Source organism: Mesorhizobium sp. LNHC229A00 (assembly GCF_000502415.1).
Classification (GTDB): Bacteria; Pseudomonadota; Alphaproteobacteria; order Rhizobiales; family Rhizobiaceae; genus Mesorhizobium.
In genome coordinates, this window is the sequence record NZ_AYWQ01000003.1 from 300938 (window position 1) to 317170 (window position 16233).

A 16233-nucleotide genomic window follows, 5' to 3' on the forward strand; every position below is an offset into this window, starting at 1 on the left:
CCATGCCGAAGACATTGACCTGGCTAACCCCTTTTAGTTGGCTGACGCTTGTCGCGCTCGCGGGCCTTGGCCTCGGCGGTTGCAAAATCCTGCCGACGCCGGTGGCGCGGAGTGAAAACAGCGCGTCTGCCTTTAATCCGGACAAGATGGTCGAGGACATCTGGGCCTCGAAGGTCATCCCCTACCTCAGGCAGAAGGCTGGGCCGTTCGCCGAGGTCCATGCCTTGGCGAAAACCGATCCGGCGGCGGCCGGCACCAAATACGGCAATCCAAGGAAGCAGGCGAATTCGCCATGGACCTTCGCGGTCCGCGTCGAGGGCAAGATCGTCGCCGCCAACACGCAGTCGCGCGCGGGCACGATGGACATCGACGTGGACGGCGACGGCAAGGCCGATGCGCGCGTCCAGATCGGGCCGGCGATGCGCGGCACTGCACTTAGAGACAGCCTCGATTTCGTCCAGTTCAACGACTTCACCAACCAGATCGACTTCGCCCAGTTCGGCAAGGCCTTCAACGCCTATGCCGGCAAGACCGTGCTGTCCAAGCTGCCGCGCGAGGCCCTTGAAGGCCGCACCGCCAAGGTGCTCGGCGCCTGTACGATCGAAGGCGGCCAGGACCTGCCGCTGGTGACCCCGGCGGAGGCCGAGATCGGGCCGAAGCCATGAGCCCCGCTCACGAGGTCATCCTCAAGCTGGAGGACGTCTCGAAGGTCTATGCAGGCACGGTCGCGGTCAAGCAGGCGAACTTCGAGGTGCGCAAGGGGGCCGTCAACGTGCTGGTCGGTGAAAACGGCGCCGGCAAGTCGACGCTGATGAAGATCATCGCCGGCGTCGAGCAGCCGACCCTCGGCCGTATCCTGCTCGAAGGCGAAGAGGTTTCCTTCTCCTCGTCGGGAGACGCGGTGGCGCGCGGCATCGGCATGGTGTTCCAGGAGCTGAACCTGTTCGGCAACATGACCGTCGCCGAGAACATCTTCGCCACACGCGAGATCACCAACCGCCTGGGTAAGATCGATCGCAAGGCACAGGAAGAGCGGGCGGGCGAATTCCTCGACCGGCTAGAAGCCGGCATCCGACCCGACATGCTGGTCGAGGATTTACGCATCGGCCAGCAGCAGCTGGTCGAGATCGCCAAGGCGGTTTCGCTCGACGCCAAGATCCTGATCATGGATGAGCCGACCTCGGCGCTGAGTGCTACGGAAGTCGAAATCCTGTTCAAGGTGATCGCCGACCTCAAGGCGCGCGGCGTCGCCATCGTCTACATCTCGCACCGGCTTGAGGAACTGATCCGTATCGGCGACACGGTCACCGTGCTGCGCGACGGCCGCATCACCGGCCAGGAGGAAATGAAGAACGTCGACACGCAGTGGATCGTGCGGCAGATGATCGGCTCGGATGCCAAGGATTTCGCCAAGGCCGACGGTCACCAGCCAGGCGAGGAAATCTTCCGCGCCGAGGAGATCTGCCTGCCGCGCGTCACCGGCGGACTGGCGGTCGACCATGTCTCGCTGTCGCTGCGCTCCGGCGAAATCCTCGGCATATACGGGCTGATGGGCGCCGGGCGCAGCGAATTGTTCGACTGCATCATGGGCCGTCACGGCCATGCCAGCGGCAAGATCTTCATCGCCGGCAGGCAAGTGAAGGAGCGCGACACGACGCGCCGTATCCAGCGCGGGCTTGCACTGATCCCCGAGGATCGCCAGCGCGAAGGCCTGGTGTCGATCCTCTCGGTGGCCAGCAACCTGACGCTGGCGAGCCTGTCGCGTTTCGTGCGCCTGTTCCATATCCGAGGCGGCGCCGAGCGGCAGGCCGTGATGCAAATGGTGGGGGAATTGGCGATCAAGGTCGCCGACCCGGCGCAGGAAGTCTCGTCGCTGTCAGGCGGCAACCAGCAGAAGGTGGTGATCGGCAAGGCGCTGCTCACCGGTCCGAAAGTGCTCCTGATGGACGAGCCCAGCCGCGGAATCGATGTCGGCGCCAAGGCCGATGTCTTCCGCACCATGCGCAAGCTTTCGCGCGACGGGCTGGGAATCCTGTTCGCCACCTCAGACCTCGACGAGGTGATGGCGCTGTCCGACCGCATCGCGGTGATGAGCAATGGCAGACTGACCGGCATGTTCGACCGCGCCGAAGCGACGGAGGCGGCGATCGTCGCCGCGTCGGCGCTGGGCCACGGACCGGCCGCACATGGGGAGCAACGCTGATGACTGACATTCCGGCCAAGGCGGCCGCTCCTTCCGCCTCCAGCGGCTCCGCGCTGCTGACGCTGATGAAGCTCAGGACCTTTATCGCGTTGATCGCGGTGCTGGTGTTCTTCTCGATCGCGGCGCCGAACTTCCTGTCGGCGGCGAACCTCATCCTGATGGCCAAGCACGTGGCGCTCAACGCCTTCCTGGCCATGGGGATGACCTTCGTCATCATCACCGGCGGCATCGACCTCTCGGTCGGATCGATCGTCGGCCTGTGCGGCATGGTGGCCGGCTATCTCGTGCTCAACGGCATCGACCTGCAGATCGGCTACACCATCTATTTCAACGTCGTCGAGATCGCCCTGATCACGCTTCTGGTCGGCATCGCGATTGGCGCCGTCAACGGGCTGCTGATCACCAGGCTCAACGTCGCGCCCTTCATCGCCACGCTCGGCGTGCTCTACGTCGCGCGCGGTTTCGCGCTGCTGTCGTCCGACGGCCGCACCTTCCCCAACCTGGTCGGCAAGCCGGAACTTGGCACCACCGGCTTCGGCTTCCTCGGTGCCGGCCGGCTGCTCGGCCTGCCGGTGTCGATCTGGATTCTGGTCGTGGTGGCGCTGGGGGCTGCCTATCTCGCCCGCTACACCCCGCTCGGCCGCCACATCTTCGCCGTCGGCGGCAATGAGCGCGCCGCGCGCATCTCGGGCGTGCGCGTCAACATGGTCAAGATGTTCGTCTACATGTTCTCCGGCTTCTGCGCAGCGATCGTCGGGCTGATCATCTCGTCGGAGCTGATGGCCTCGCATCCGGCAACGGGCGAGAGCTTCGAATTAAACGCCATCGCCGCGGCGGTGCTCGGTGGCACCTCGATGTCGGGCGGGCGCGGCACGATCGGCGGCACCATCGTCGGCGCCTTCGTCATCGGCATCCTGTCGGACGGGCTGGTGATGATGGGCGTGAGTTCGTTCTGGCAGATGGTGATCAAGGGGCTGGTCATCATCGTCGCCGTCGTGGTGGACCAGGCGCAGCGCCGGCTCCAGCAGCGCGTTACCCTGATGCAGATGGCCAAGGCGGGTTGAGCATGGCGGGTTTAAGTGGAGCGCTTATCGGCTGCGGCTTCTTCGCCGTCAACCAGATGCATGCCTGGCGTGACATCGAAGGCGTCTCGATCGTCGCCATCTGCGACCGGGACCCGGAGCGGCTCAGGCTCGTCGGCGACCAGTTCGGCGTGGCCCGGCGCTACACGGACGCGGCAGCGATGTTTGCAGCGGAGAAACTCGACTTCGTCGACGTCGCCACGACGGTCGGCAGCCATCGGGCGCTGGTCGAGATGGCTGCGGAGAACCGCGTTCCGGTGATTTGCCAGAAACCGTTCGCGCCAACGCTGGGCGACGCCAAGGCGATGGTGAAGGCTTGCGCGGATGCCGGCGTCCCGCTGATGGTCCACGAAAACTTTCGCTGGCAGTCGCCGATCCAGGCGGTGCGCGCCGTGCTCGACAGCGGCGAGATCGGCACGCCTTTCTTCGGCCGCATCTCCTTCCGCTCCGGCTATGATGTGTTCTCCGGCCAGCCCTATCTCGCGACGGGCAAGCGCTTCATCATCGAGGACCTCGGCATCCATATCCTCGATATCGCCCGCTTCCTGCTCGGCGACGTGTCGAGCCTGACCGCGCGGACCAAACGCATCAACCCGGCCATCGCCGGCGAGGATGTCGCCACGATCCTCATGGACCACGCTGGCGGCGCCACCTCGGTGGTCGATTGCAGTTATGCGACCAAGCTTGCCGCGGAGCCGTTCCCGGAGACGCTCATCGAACTCGACGGCAGCGACGGCACGATCCGGCTGGCGCAAGGCTACCGGCTGACCGTCACCGGCAAGAGCGGAACCAAGGTGAGCGACGTCTCGCCGCCGCTGCTGCCCTGGGCCTCACGGCCTTGGCACAATATCCAGGAAAGCGTCGCCGCCATCCAGCAGCACTGGGTCGACTGCCTTGCATCAGGCCAGGAACCGGCGACTTCAGGCGCGGACAATCTCAAGACATTCGCCCTGGTCGAGGCCGCCTATGCCGGTGCCGCCAGTCGAGAACCGGTGCAGATCGACGCGCTGCTCAGATGAAGGCGGACGCTTTCCAGCTCTACGGCACGCGCGCGGCCGAGCCAAAGCCGGTCACGCTGCGTGCGGGTGCATTGAGCGCGGAACTGGACAACGGCAATTTGCGCACCATCCGCCACGGCGGCACCGAAGTACTGCGTGCCATAGCTTACATCGTGCGCGACCGCGACTGGGGCACCTATGAGCCTGACCTGACGGACGTTACCATCGACCAGAAGGGCGACCGCTTCTCCGTCACCTACGCGGCAAGCTGCCTTGGTCCGGACGGCAGCCGGCTCGGCTTCCACGCCACGATCGAAGGCTCCGCCGACGGCAGGCTGGTTTTCCATGTGACCGCATTGCCGGAGAGGGATTTCGAAACCAATCGCTGCGGCTTCTGCATCCTGCACCCGATCGCCGGCCTCGCCGGCAGCCCGGTGACGGTCGAGCACACCGACGGCAGCGTGGTCGAGACGGAACTCCCCGATCTGATCGACCCCTGGCAGCCGTTCAAGGATTTGCGCGCCATCACGCATCAGGTACGGCCCGGCGTTTTCGCCGAATGCCGGATGAAAGGCGACACATTCGAGATGGAAGACCAGCGCAACTGGTCCGACGCCTCCTACAAAACCTATGTGCGGCCGCTGGCGCTGCCATGGCCCTATGTGCTGCCGGCAAGGCAGGCGTTGCGCCAGACGATCAGCCTGCGCATCACCGGCGATGCCAGTGTGCCTGCCTCGGCGGCGCCGGCCGAACCGGTCCGCGTCGAGCTTGGGCAAGCCGGCGCGCAGCTGCCTGATATCGGCATCATGGTCTATCCCGAGGATGTCGAGGCCACACTTGCCGATCTGCCGTTGCTGCGAGGGTTCGGTCCCCGGCAACTGCTTTTCCACTTCGACCCGACGCGCGGCCACGGCATCGATGCGCTACGCGCCCACGCCCGACTCGCCGCCGCTTATCCTGTTTCGACGACGCTGGAATGCGTGGTCGCTTGCGCAGGCGATCTGGACGCTGAACTTTCCGAGGTCGCCGACATGGTGCGCCTGGCAGGCCTGCGGCTTGACGCCATCGCGGTGTCGCCTGCCGTCGACCGCCAGTCGACGCCGCCCGGCAGTGCCTGGCCGGCATGCCCACCGCTCGAGGACGTCTACGCGGCCGCCCGCCGCGCCTTTCCCGGCCTCCGCCTCGGCGGCGGGATGTTCAGCTATTTCACCGAGCTCAACCGCAAGCGCGTTCCAGCCGGCCAGCTCGACTTCATCACCCACTGCACCTGTCCACTCGTACATGCCGCCGACGATCTCAGCGTGATGCAGTCTCTGGAGGCGTTGCCCTTTATCACCCGGTCCACGCGGGCGATCTTCGGGACAAAGCCGTACCGGATCGGACCATCGACGATTGCCATGCGCCAGAACCCGTATGGCGGCGCGACCAAGGACAATCCTCAGGGGCAGCGCATCGCCATGGCGAACCGCGACCCGCGCCACGCTGCGCAGTTCGCCGCCGCATGGACGATCGGCTATGCCGCGCGCGTCGCGCCGGCGGGACTGGAGATGCTGACACTGTCCAGTTTCGCCGGACCGTTCGGCGTGGTCGCGGGATCGGGCGAACCCGTCGCAGAGGGATCGCCCCGGCCGATTTTCCAGGCCATCAAAGGGCTTTGTGAGTTGGCCGGGCTGACGCATGTTTCCGCCACGACGAGCGACGAGACGCGGGTCCTGGCGCTGGCCGGCCGCTCCGCCTCGGGCGAGACCATCGTCTGGCTGGCGAACCTGACACCGAACGACATGCGGGTCGACGCTTCCGCGCTTGGCCAGGGCGATCTCGAAATGCCGCCCTATGCGATCACCAGGATCGGTTACTTCTCGGAATTCATCACATAGAGCGCACGCGAGCGCTCGAGGTGCTTGATCATCGCCTTCTCGGCGCCGTCGGCATCCCCGTGCTCGATGCGGTCGATGATCTCTTNCTCGAGGTGCTTGATCATCGCCTTCTCGGCGCCGTCGGCATCCCCGTGCTCGATGCGGTCGATGATCTCTTCGTGCTCGGTCAGCGTGTATTTTTCCTTGCCGGTCCAGATCAGCATTTCGGTATGGTATTCCTTCAGCCACCCCAGCGTGGCTTCGCTGACGGCGACATAGATCGGATTGCCTGAAATGGACGCGATCTGGGTATGGAATTTCATGTCGGCGGAGATGAAGGCTTCGGAATCGCCGCGCGCGGCGCGCTGCTCGGCCACGGTCGCCTTCAGCAATTGCACATCTTCTGATTTGGCCTTTTCCGCGGCTTCCCTGACCATGCCGCGCTCGAAGAAGATGCGCGCGGTCTTCAGGTGCTCCAGCGTGTCCCTGGACGAGGACAGGATGATCTTGGCCGCGCCGTCGACCTGCTTGATGATCGACTTGGCGGTGAGTTGCAGCACCTTGGCGCGCTCGCCATGCGAAATGGCGACGAGCCCCATGTTGCTCAGCGCCTGCATGGCCTCGCGGATCGCCGGCCGGCCGACCTCGAAGCGCTCCATCAACTCGCGCTCGGACGGCATGTCGTTGCCCGGCTGCAGTTCGCCGCTGGTGATCAGCCGCTTCAGTCTTGCAAAGACTTCGTCGGAAAGTTTGCGCCGGACGATCGGCTCCGAACGGTTCATCGTGACGAATCACTCCCTGGCCCGGTTCCTGTTTAGCATTCCCGGCAGGATTACCGGAATGCCCGCGCCTGGAGCGGTTCGCTCCAGCTTTGCCGCAGCCCACCAGTCCTGCCGAGCTCGGATATCTCTTGCAATGCTTATGTACTCATTATACCAGACTTCCTGCGCGACGAAACTTTTTTCGAACCTTTTCGAGCGGCCGACCGACCATGATCACGCTTACCTATCGCATCGAAACCCCTGGCAGCATCGAGGCGCTAGCCGCCAAGATCGCCAGCGACCAGTCGACCGGCACCTTCGTCGCGCTGCCGGGCGAGACCGAGGAGCTGAAGGCGCGCGTGGCGGCGCGCGTTCTGGCGATCCGGCACCTGCCGGATGCCGCGCAACCCTCTCTCCCGGGATCCGGCAGCGGCCCTTTCCGGCGCGCCGATGTCGATATCGGCTTCCCCTTTGACGCCATCGGCACCGACCTGTCGGCACTGATGACCATCGCCATCGGCGGCACCTTTTCGATCAGGGGCCTGTCCGGCATCCGCGTCATCGACATGAAGCTGCCGGAACAGTATCGGGGCGCCCATCCGGGTCCACAATTCGGCGTTGCGGGCAGCCGCGGGCTAACCGGTGTCGAGGGCCGCCCGATCATCGGCACCATCGTCAAACCGGCGCTGGGTCTCAGGCCACACGAGACAGCAGCTATGGTGGGAGAACTGATCGAGGCCGGCGTCGATTTCATCAAGGACGACGAGAAGCTGATGAGCCCGGCCTATTCGCCGCTGGCGGAGCGGGTGAAGGCGATCATGCCAAGAATTCTCGACAATGAGCAGAAGACCGGCAAGAAGGTGATGTATGCCTTCGGCATCTCGCATGCCGATCCCGACGAGATGATGCGCAACCACGATCTCGTGCTCGAAGCCGGCGGCGATTGCGCGGTCGTCAACATCAACTCCATTGGCTTCGGCGGCATGGCTTATCTGAGGAAGCGCTCCGGCCTGGTGCTGCATGCCCACCGCAATGGCTGGGACATCCTCACTCGCCACCCCGGCCTCGGCATGGACTTCAAGGTCTGGCAGCAATTCTGGCGGCTGCTGGGCGTCGACCAGTTCCAGATCAACGGCATCGGCTCGAAATATTGGGAGCCGGACGATTCTTTCATCCGCTCTTTCGAGGCGGTGACCACGCCGCTGTTTTCATCAGACGATTGCGCGCTGCCCGTGGCCTGCTCCGGCCAATGGGGCGGCCAGGCACCCGAAACCTATGAGCGAACCGGCCGCACGGTCGACCTCCTCTACCTCTGCGGCGGCGGCATCGTCAGCCATCCGGACGGGCCCGGCGCCGGCGTGCGGGCCGTGCTGCAAGCCTGGCAGGCCGCGGTCGAGGGCATTGCGCTGGCGGATTATGCCCGCGATCACATCGAACTGGCCCGATCGATCGAAAAGTTCGGCGACGGCAAGACAGCATGAGCATGGCCGTGCAAAACCTGCTCCTCAGTTATTATGGCGACGACCTCACCGGTTCAACTGATGTCATGGAGGCGCTTGAGCTCGGCGGCGTGCCGACGGTGCTGTTCATGCGCCAGCCCGACCCGTCCTTGCTGGCGCGATTTTCGCATTGCCGCGCGGTTGGATTAGCGGGCACCAGCCGAAGCGAAACGCCGCAATGGATGGAGGAAAACCTGACGCCGGCCTTCGAATGGCTCAAAGCCCTCGGGGCGGCGATCTGCCACTACAAGATCTGCTCTACCTTCGATTCCAGCCCGGCGGTCGGCAGCATCGGCCGCGCCACCGAGATCGGCAGGCGCATTTTCGGCGAGGCGAGCGTGCCGATGGTGGTCGGGGCGCCGCAGCTCAAGCGCTACACGGCCTTCGGCAATCTCTTCGCGGCATTCCGCGGCGCGTTTTTCCGCATCGACCGGCATCCGGTGATGAGCAGGCATCCGGTGACGCCGATGGACGAGGCCGACCTGCTCGTCCACCTTTCGCGCCAGACCAGCCTCGGTTCCGGCTTGGTCAACCTGGCGACGTTGCAGGCGGACAATCTCTCGCAAACGGTCGATCAGATCCTGCGAGACAAGGACATCGTGCTGTTCGACGTCGATAGCCTCCGGACTCAGCAGCGAGTCGGCGAGCAACTCTGGCGCATCCATGAAAAGGGCCATGGTTTTGTCGTCGGATCATCCGGCGCCGAATATGCCTTGCTTGCCGCGTGGGCCGCCAAAGGCATCGTGTCGGGGCATGCGGCATTCCCATCGCCCGGTCCGGTGGATCGGCTCGCCGTTGTGTCGGGCAGCGTCTCCCCAACCACGGAAAAGCAAATCCGCCACGCACTCGCCCACGGGTTCGAGGGTATTGAGATGGATGCGATGCGACTGGTCCGCGAAGGCGCCGGCGAAGCGATCGAGCAGGCGGTCGCGGCCGGGCTGGCGAGCCTTGCCAAGGGCCACAGCGTCGTCCTCTACACCGCGCTTGGTCCGCAGGCCGATCGCGGCGCCGAGATCGACCGAATCGAGGGCGCCCGGAACACGCTCGGGCGGGCGCTGGGGACCATCCTGCGCCGTCTGATCGCCGAGCAGAAACTCAAGCGCGCGGTGATCGCCGGTGGCGATACGTCCAGCCACGCACTCGGACAATTGGCCATCGACGCGCTGACCGTGCGCATGCCGCTGCCGCAATCGCCGGGATCACCGCTCTGTGTGGCCCATGGCGGCGGTGAAATCGACGGTCTTGAGATCGCGCTGAAAGGCGGCCAGGTTGGCACCGACGACTATTTCGAGACGATCCGGCTGGGAAGCTAGGCGACGACCCAGGCCGTTCAATAAAGCGGCTTGCCCATGTGCTTCGGCGTCGGCCACTGCGCCGTGATGCCGGGTTGCACCGGCCGTTCGAGATAGGTCGCCAGAACCACGTAGCTGCGCGTCGAGGTGACGCCGGGTGTCTCGTAGAGACGCAACAGCAGGCCTTCGAGCGCCTTGGTGTCCTCGGTGCGCACCTTGAGCAATACGCATGTATCGCCGGCGACGGTGTGGATCTCCTCGACTTCGGGATATTCCGAGATCGCCATCAGTTCAGGGGTCTTGCCCCAGCCGCTGGTGTCGATGTGGACGAAGGTGAGTAGAGGCTTTCGCACCGCGTTGGGATCGATGATGGCGGCCGTGTTGCGAATGGCGCCGCTGCGCCGAAGCCGCTTGACGCGCTCATGCGCGGCCGGCGGCGACAGGCCGACGCGATCGCCGAGCTCGGCATAGCTGACGGTCGCGTCGTCGACCAGAACGCCTAATATTTTTCGGTCGGTCGCGTCGACATCCCGGGCCGCCGGCCTGTTCCGCGGAATGCCATCTGTTTCTTCATCCATAGCGGTATTCCCGATTGTCACGGAATTTAATACGGCCATTATGATGATATGTCGAACAACGATCAAGCTACAGCCTTGGGCGCGGACACCAGGCCGCCCATCCCGGCCCTCGCCTATCTCTTGACCGGGTGCATCGCCGTGATCGGCTCGAATTCGCTGGTGCTGGGCCCGATCGCTCCGGCAGTTGCCGTGTCGTTCTCGACCAGCGTTCCCATGGTGATGATGGCGGCGGCCGCGTTCGGCCTCGGCACATCGGCGAGCGCCCTGTTCCTGGCACGCCATATCGACCGGCTCGGCGCGCGGCGGATGTTGCAGGCGGCCTTGCTGCTGCTGGCATTGGCCTTGGTCGCCAGCGCGGCCGCGCCGACGGTGAGCGCGCTGGTTGCCGCGCAGCTTGTCGCTGGGATCGCCGCCGGCGTCGCCATGCCGGCAATCTATGCCAGTGCCGCGGCCATCGCCCCGCCCGGGCGGGAAAGCGGCACGATCGGCGTGGTGCTGACCGGATGGACGCTCAGCATGGTGGCCGGCGTTTCGCTGTCGGCGGTGCTCGCCGATCTCGTGCACTGGCGCGCCGTCTTTGTCGCCGTGGCCGTGCTGGCCGCCCTGGCGCTCGGCGGCTTGAGCGCATCGTCGCTCCCGGATGTCAGGAAGGCCGGACCGGCACCCGCCCCGCTGGCCGCGTTGAACATTCCCGGCATTGTGCCCCTCCTGGTTGCCTGCGGCGCTTTCATGACCGCCTTTTACGGCGTCTATGGCTATCTCGGCGATCACCTTCACAGCGGGCTGGGGCAGCCGGTCAGCGCCAATGGCCTGGCCGCCCTCGCCTATGGCGCGGGATTTGGCACCGCGGCGCTCTTCGACGGCATCATCGACCGGCTGGGCGCCCGGCGCGTCATGCCCTTCGCTTATCTTCTCGTCGCCATGATCTACGTGGCGATCGCCTCGACCAGCGACAGCTATGGCTTGACGCTCGCCATGGTCGCGGCCTGGGGACTTGCCAATCATTTCGGGCTGAACGTGCTGGTGATGCGCCTGTCGGCGCTCGATCCGTCGCGGCGGGGCACGATCATGGGGCTGAACAGCGCGGTGACCTACCTCGCGGTGTTCGTCGGCACCACCGGCTTCGGGCCGCTCTATTCCGGCTTCGGCTTCGCCACATGCGCGGCGGTCGCGGCCTTGCTGATGCTGATTGCCGCTGGCGCGGCGGCATGGCGCACCCGATAGAACCTTCCTCCTGGCATTGCTCCAGCCGGTACAACGTGATTGGCCAGCGGACTTTCGCGTAGTTGACACCGGCACCCCTGCCTTCCATACAAAGCGCGTCAATGTTCTCAGGGCGGGGTGAAAGTCCCCACCGGCGGTAACGGTCTCGGCCGAAGCCCGCGAGCGCTTTCCGGTATCGGAGAGGTCAGCAGATCCGGTGTGATTCCGGAGCCGACGGTTAGAGTCCGGATGAAAGAGAACGAAACGGGAGACGGACCGCCCCGGCGGGCCGGATTTCGTATCGTGCGTCCTGATTCTGGTTCGAAACGGAAGGATGGACCCATGAATCAGCATTCCCACAAAGACTATGAAACAACCCGCATTGCCGTCATCAGGGCGCGCTGGCATGCCGACATCGTCGACCAGTGTGTGCAAGCCTTTGGGGCGGAACTGGCCGAGATTGGCGGCGGACGCTTTGCCGTCGACATCTTCGACGTGCCTGGCGCCTACGAGATTCCGCTCCATGCCAAGACGCTCGCCGGCACCGGCCGCTACGCCGCGATCCTCGGCACGGCATTCGTCGTCAATGGCGGCATCTACCGGCACGACTTCGTCGCCAACGCCGTTATCGACGGCATAATGAACGTGCAGCTCTCGACCGGCGTGCCCGTGCTTTCGGCGGTGCTGACGCCGCACAATTTTCACGACAGCGCCGAGCATCATCGCTTCTTCTTCGAGCATTTCACGGTCAAGGGCAAGGAAGCGGCCAACGCCTGTGTGCAGATACTCGCCGCGCGGGAAAAGATCGCGGCCTGAAGCGCCGCTGCCGGGGTGGAAATCCCGGTAACGGGCTGTAGTATCCCGGAAAATACCGAGTTCGGGAGGATGCCGGTGCAGACCAAGAAGATCATCAATGACGGCAACCGTGCCGTCGACGAAATGCTCGAAGGGATCCTCGCCGCGCATCCTCGCCATCTCACAAGCGTGGACGGCAGCCCGCGCTCGATCATCGCCCGCGACGGACCACGGCCCGGCAAGGTCGGGCTGGTGATCGGCGGCGGCTCCGGCCACGAGCCGACCTTTCTCGGCTTTGTAGGCAAGGGGCTGGCGGACGCGGCGGCTGTCGGCAACGTCTTTGCCTCGCCGCCGCCCGATCCGATCCTGGCATGCGCCAAGGCGGTCAGCGGCGGCGCCGGCGTGCTCTTCATGTACGGCAACTATGCCGGCGACGTGATGAATTTCGACATGGCCGCCGAAATGGCCGCCATGGACGACATCGAGGTGCGCACGGTGCTGACCACCGACGACGTCGCCTCCGCGCCGCGTGACGAGCGGCGGAAGCGCCGTGGAGTCGCCGGTAATTTCTTCATCTTCAAGGCGGCCGGTGCCGCCTGCGACCTGATGCTCTCCCTCGACGAGGTCGAGCGCGTCGCGCGCAAGGCCAACGACCACACCTTCACCATGGGCGTGGCGCTGTCGCCCTGCTCGCTGCCGCAGACCCGGCGGCCGAATTTCGAGATCGGCGCCGACGAGATGGAAATCGGCATGGGCATTCATGGCGAACCCGGCATCGCCCGCGGCAAGCTCGGGACCGCCGACGAAATCACCGACGAGATGCTCGACAAGATTTTCGCCGAGATGGCGCCGAAGCGCGGCGACAAGGTCGCGGTGCTGATCAATTCGCTGGGATCGACGCCGCTGATGGAGCTCTACATCATGAACCGCCGGGTCAAGCAGAGGCTCGACGCCATCGGCGTTTCCATCCACGCGACCTGGGTCGGCAATTACTGCACGTCGCTGGAAATGGCCGGCGCTTCGGTGACGCTTTTCCATCTCGACGAAGAATTGCAGGCGATGCTCGACCACCCCTGCGACTGCGCCATGTTCCGTGCCGGCTGAGGACCGCTCCATGACCATCGCTGCGTTCGACCTGAAAAGAATGTTCGATGCGATCGCGGTGGCGATGGAAGCCGACAGGGACCGGCTTTGCCAGCTCGACGGCGTCATCGGCGACGCCGACCATGGCATTGCCATGGCGCTGGGGTTCAACGCCGTGCGCGATGCGCTGGCGTCGCTCGACCTTGCGGCGGCCGAGCCGACCGCGCTCCTCAACACCGCGGCGAAATCATTCCTCAATGCGGTCGGCGCGTCCTGCGGCCCGCTCTATGCCACCGCCTTCATGCGCGCCGCCGCCGCCGTCAAGGGCAAGGCGACGCTGGCGGATGCCGATGTCGTCGCGCTGCTGCAGGCCATGGCGCAAGGCATCAAGGATCGCGGCAAGGCCGAAACCGGCGAAAAGACAATGGTCGACGCCTGGCAACCGGCGGCGGAAGCAGCCGGCGCCAGCAATGCAGCAGGAAAGAACCTTGCCGAAAGCCTCCAGGCAGCTTTTGCCGCCGCCGAGCGCGGCGCGGAATCGACCAAGGACATGATTGCCGCCAAGGGCCGCTCGTCGCGGCTCGGCGAGCGCTCGCTCGGCCATATCGATCCCGGTGCGGCTTCGGCCGTCACCGTCATCGGCGCGATGCGCGACAGTCTCGCTTAGCTCTTCGCCGTGTCGAGCTTGTTGATCGCCTCGACGTTGCCGGCCGACGGTCCCTTCTCGTCGAACTCCGAGGCCAGCCAGGTATCGACAATGGCCTTGGCCAGTTCCGGGCCGATGACGCGGGCGCCCATGGTGATAATCTGGGCATTATTGGATTTCGCCGCGCGTTCGGCCGAATAGGTGTCGTGGGTGAGTGCGGCGCGGATGCCCGGCACCTTGTTGGCCGAGATCGAGACGCCGATGCCGGTGCCGCAGAACAGGATGCCACGATCGTTCTCGCCGTCGACGATCGTCTGGGCAAGTTTCCGTGACAGGTCGGCATAAAAGCCGGCCTGGCTGAGGTCGCTGACGGTGAGCCCCGGCTTGGTCGCCAGATGCGCTGATATGACGTCGAGCAGCGGCTTGCCAGCGCTGTCGGCTCCAATGGCTATTTTCATTTTTTGTCCTTTCCGGTTCGATGATTCAGATGGCGGCCGACGCGCGGCGCAGGATGTCGATGTAGCCTTCGGCCTGCCAGGCCGAGCGGCCGATGAACAGGCCGTCGATGTTGGGCTGGGCGATCAGTTCCGCGGCATTGCCCGGATTGACGCTCCCGCCATAGAGCACCGGCGGCACGGTCGGCAGCAGACCGCCGGCGACCTTCTTGATCAGCGCCTGCTGCTTGTCGGCATAGTCGGAACTGGCCGGAATGCCCTTGTCGCCGATCGCCCAGACCGGCTCGTAGGCGAACAGGATTTTTGCTTCCCTGGCCCCGCCCTCGATGAATCGCAGTGCGCCCTCGACCTGGCTGGTCAGTACCTCATCGGCCTTGCCGCTTTCGCGCTCGGCCAGCGTCTCGCCGACGCAGATCAGCGGTATCAGTCCGTGCTTGACCGCTGCCGCCGTCTTCAGCCCGACCGTGCGGTCGGTCTCGCCGAAGTGCTCGCGCCTTTCGCTGTGGCCGAGTTCGACCAGGTCTAGGCCGCAATCGTTCAGCATCACCGGCGAGATCTCGCCGGTCCAGGCGCCGGCGTCGGCCCAATGCATGTTCTGCGCGCCGACCTTGATGCGCGTCGCCAACAGCGCCTGCCCGACCTCGCGTACCGCCGTGAAAGGCGGGACGACGAAAGGCTGGATGCGATCGTCGAAACCCGCCACGAAGCCGGCCAGTGCGCCCGCAAAATCAAGCGCCTCGGCGAGCGTCTTGTTCATCTTCCAGCTTGTACCGACCCAGTAAACCACGCGTACACTCCTTGATCCTCAATCCTTGTCGGCGACCACCGTGAGCGAGACGCCGGCCGCATCCAGTGTGTCTTGCATTCCGGGCCCCGGCTCGCGCCCGGTGAAGACGGCGTCGAATGCCTTGAGATCGGTCAGGAAATGCAGAGCGCTGCGGCCAAACTTGCCGTGATCGACAAGCAGATATTTGCGTGTCGCGGCGGCCATCATCAGTCGCTTGGCCTGCACCACTTCCTGGTCCTGATGGAAGGCGGAGGCGCCATGGATGGCGGACGACGACAGGAAGGCGACGTCGGCGCGCAGCGACCGCAGCGAAGCCTCGGCGAGCAGCCCGAAGAAGCCGTGGAATTTCTTCGAGTACTGGCCGCCCAGCGCGATCATGTTGATGCCTGCGGCACCGGCCAGATCTTGGATGACGGCGAGGTTGTTGGTGATCACCGTCAGTGGCCTGAAATCGGCGAGATACCGCGCGATACCGCCCGCGGTCGAGCCGTCGTCGATGATGACCGTCTGGCCGGGTTCGATCATGGTCACGGCCGCCGCCGCAAGGCGCTGTTTTTCCCCGATCGCCTGCTTCTGCCGGAAGCGAAAATCGCTTTCAAACAGGCTGCTCGGCTGAATCGACGCGCCGCCGCGCACCTTGCGCAGCAAACCGCTCTCCTCGAGCTCGTCGAGGTCGCGATGCACGGTCATCCTGGATACGCCAAAGCGGGAGGCAAGATCGTCGACGCTCGCCGCGCCGGCGTCCACCAGGAAGTCCATGATCCCTTGGCGTCTGTTGTCGCTCTTCATTCTCGCCGACCCGCCAACGCAGAACCCCTGGCTCCTTGATCGAGCGAAGATATAACAGATATGATCGCGTAAGTATCATGTTTTTTGTGATAATGAGATATTTCCGTGGGATATTTCGCCGGCTTTTATCACGCCGCTGTAACAAGAATTGCTGCCGGGACGGTCTGTCACGGTTGCGGTTGCGCAGGATTCCGGCCAGAAGCATC

16 protein-coding genes and 1 riboswitch are annotated in these 16233 nt (G+C 64.8%); of the genes, 11 read left to right on the top strand and 5 right to left on the bottom strand.

What is annotated here, in order from left to right; genetic code table 11:
* Nucleotides 1–2: 2 nt before the first annotated feature.
* From X742_RS161305 to X742_RS161285, 5 genes are read left to right on the top strand one after another with little or no spacing between them, the layout of a single operon-like run.
* Nucleotides 3–665 carry a DUF2291 family protein gene (locus tag X742_RS161305; protein ID WP_023771088.1) on the top strand — a complete coding sequence of 221 codons (663 nt, stop codon included), beginning with the start codon at nucleotides 3–5 and terminating at the stop codon, nucleotides 663–665.
* A complete protein-coding gene (locus X742_RS161300; RefSeq protein ID WP_023771089.1) occupies nucleotides 662–2203 on the top strand; it encodes a sugar ABC transporter ATP-binding protein in 1542 nt (513 codons plus the stop codon). Before X742_RS161305 ends, X742_RS161300 begins: the two co-directional genes overlap by 4 nt.
* Nucleotides 2203–3267 (top strand): ABC transporter permease, encoded by a 1065-nt coding sequence (locus X742_RS161295; RefSeq protein WP_023771090.1) that lies wholly within the window; start codon nucleotides 2203–2205, stop codon nucleotides 3265–3267. The genes X742_RS161300 and X742_RS161295 overlap by 1 nt, the downstream gene beginning before the upstream one ends.
* A 2-nt stretch (nucleotides 3268–3269) precedes the next feature.
* Nucleotides 3270–4304, top strand: coding sequence for a Gfo/Idh/MocA family oxidoreductase (locus tag X742_RS161290; RefSeq protein ID WP_023771091.1), 1035 nt, complete (start codon nucleotides 3270–3272; stop codon nucleotides 4302–4304).
* Entirely contained in the window at nucleotides 4301–6160 is a 1860-nt protein-coding gene (locus X742_RS161285) for a hypothetical protein (RefSeq protein WP_023771092.1), read from the top strand. The genes X742_RS161290 and X742_RS161285 overlap by 4 nt, the downstream gene beginning before the upstream one ends.
* On the opposite strand, the gene X742_RS161280 is transcribed toward X742_RS161285, so the two are convergent.
* Nucleotides 6136–6921, bottom strand: coding sequence for a transcriptional regulator NanR (locus X742_RS161280; RefSeq protein WP_023771093.1), 786 nt, complete (start codon nucleotides 6919–6921; stop codon nucleotides 6136–6138). The genes X742_RS161285 and X742_RS161280 overlap by 25 nt on opposite strands.
* A gap of 209 nt (nucleotides 6922–7130) precedes the next feature.
* Between X742_RS161280 and oiaX the strand changes: the two genes are divergently transcribed.
* Both oiaX and X742_RS161270 read left to right on the top strand, forming a co-directional pair.
* Nucleotides 7131–8381: a 3-oxo-isoapionate-4-phosphate decarboxylase OiaX gene (gene oiaX, locus X742_RS161275; protein ID WP_023771094.1), complete on the top strand. Its 1251-nt coding sequence runs from the start codon at nucleotides 7131–7133 to the stop codon at nucleotides 8379–8381.
* Between the two features lie 8 nt (nucleotides 8382–8389).
* Nucleotides 8390–9712: a four-carbon acid sugar kinase family protein gene (locus X742_RS161270; RefSeq protein WP_023771095.1), complete on the top strand. Its 1323-nt coding sequence runs from the start codon at nucleotides 8390–8392 to the stop codon at nucleotides 9710–9712.
* Between the two features lie 17 nt (nucleotides 9713–9729).
* Here the strand turns inward: X742_RS161270 and X742_RS161265 are convergent, their stop codons facing one another.
* Nucleotides 9730–10269, bottom strand: a complete 540-nt coding sequence (locus X742_RS161265) for an Lrp/AsnC family transcriptional regulator (protein ID WP_023771096.1) — start codon at nucleotides 10267–10269, stop codon at nucleotides 9730–9732.
* A gap of 48 nt (nucleotides 10270–10317) precedes the next feature.
* Between X742_RS161265 and X742_RS161260 the strand changes: the two genes are divergently transcribed.
* The 4 genes from X742_RS161260 (at nucleotide 10318) to dhaL (ending at nucleotide 14017) form a co-directional block, all read left to right on the top strand.
* The gene (locus X742_RS161260) at nucleotides 10318–11493 is read left to right on the top strand and encodes an MFS transporter (RefSeq protein ID WP_023771097.1); all 1176 of its coding nucleotides are present in this window, start codon (nucleotides 10318–10320) and stop codon (nucleotides 11491–11493) included.
* Between the two features lie 99 nt (nucleotides 11494–11592).
* Nucleotides 11593–11737: riboswitch (FMN riboswitch) on the top strand.
* A 77-nt stretch (nucleotides 11738–11814) separates the two neighbouring features.
* Nucleotides 11815–12288, top strand: coding sequence for a 6,7-dimethyl-8-ribityllumazine synthase (locus X742_RS161255; RefSeq protein WP_023771098.1), 474 nt, complete (start codon nucleotides 11815–11817; stop codon nucleotides 12286–12288).
* Nucleotides 12289–12357: 69 nt separating this feature from the next.
* Nucleotides 12358–13371 (top strand): dihydroxyacetone kinase subunit DhaK, encoded by a 1014-nt coding sequence (locus X742_RS161250; RefSeq protein ID WP_198019187.1) that lies wholly within the window; start codon nucleotides 12358–12360, stop codon nucleotides 13369–13371.
* 10 nt (nucleotides 13372–13381) lie between these two features.
* Entirely contained in the window at nucleotides 13382–14017 is a 636-nt protein-coding gene (gene dhaL, locus X742_RS161245) for a dihydroxyacetone kinase subunit DhaL (protein ID WP_023771100.1), read from the top strand.
* Here dhaL and X742_RS161240 read toward each other — a convergent pair.
* Genes X742_RS161240 through X742_RS161230 form a run of 3 tightly spaced genes read right to left on the bottom strand, consistent with a single transcriptional unit; the run spans nucleotide 14014 to nucleotide 16027 of the window.
* Nucleotides 14014–14454: an RpiB/LacA/LacB family sugar-phosphate isomerase gene (locus X742_RS161240; RefSeq protein ID WP_023771101.1), complete on the bottom strand. Its 441-nt coding sequence runs from the start codon at nucleotides 14452–14454 to the stop codon at nucleotides 14014–14016. The genes dhaL and X742_RS161240 overlap by 4 nt on opposite strands.
* A 25-nt stretch (nucleotides 14455–14479) precedes the next feature.
* The gene (locus tag X742_RS161235; protein WP_023771102.1) at nucleotides 14480–15238 is read right to left on the bottom strand and encodes a triose-phosphate isomerase; all 759 of its coding nucleotides are present in this window, start codon (nucleotides 15236–15238) and stop codon (nucleotides 14480–14482) included.
* A gap of 18 nt (nucleotides 15239–15256) precedes the next feature.
* Nucleotides 15257–16027 (bottom strand): DeoR/GlpR family DNA-binding transcription regulator, encoded by a 771-nt coding sequence (locus tag X742_RS161230; RefSeq protein ID WP_023771103.1) that lies wholly within the window; start codon nucleotides 16025–16027, stop codon nucleotides 15257–15259.
* Nucleotides 16028–16233 lie beyond the last annotated feature (206 nt).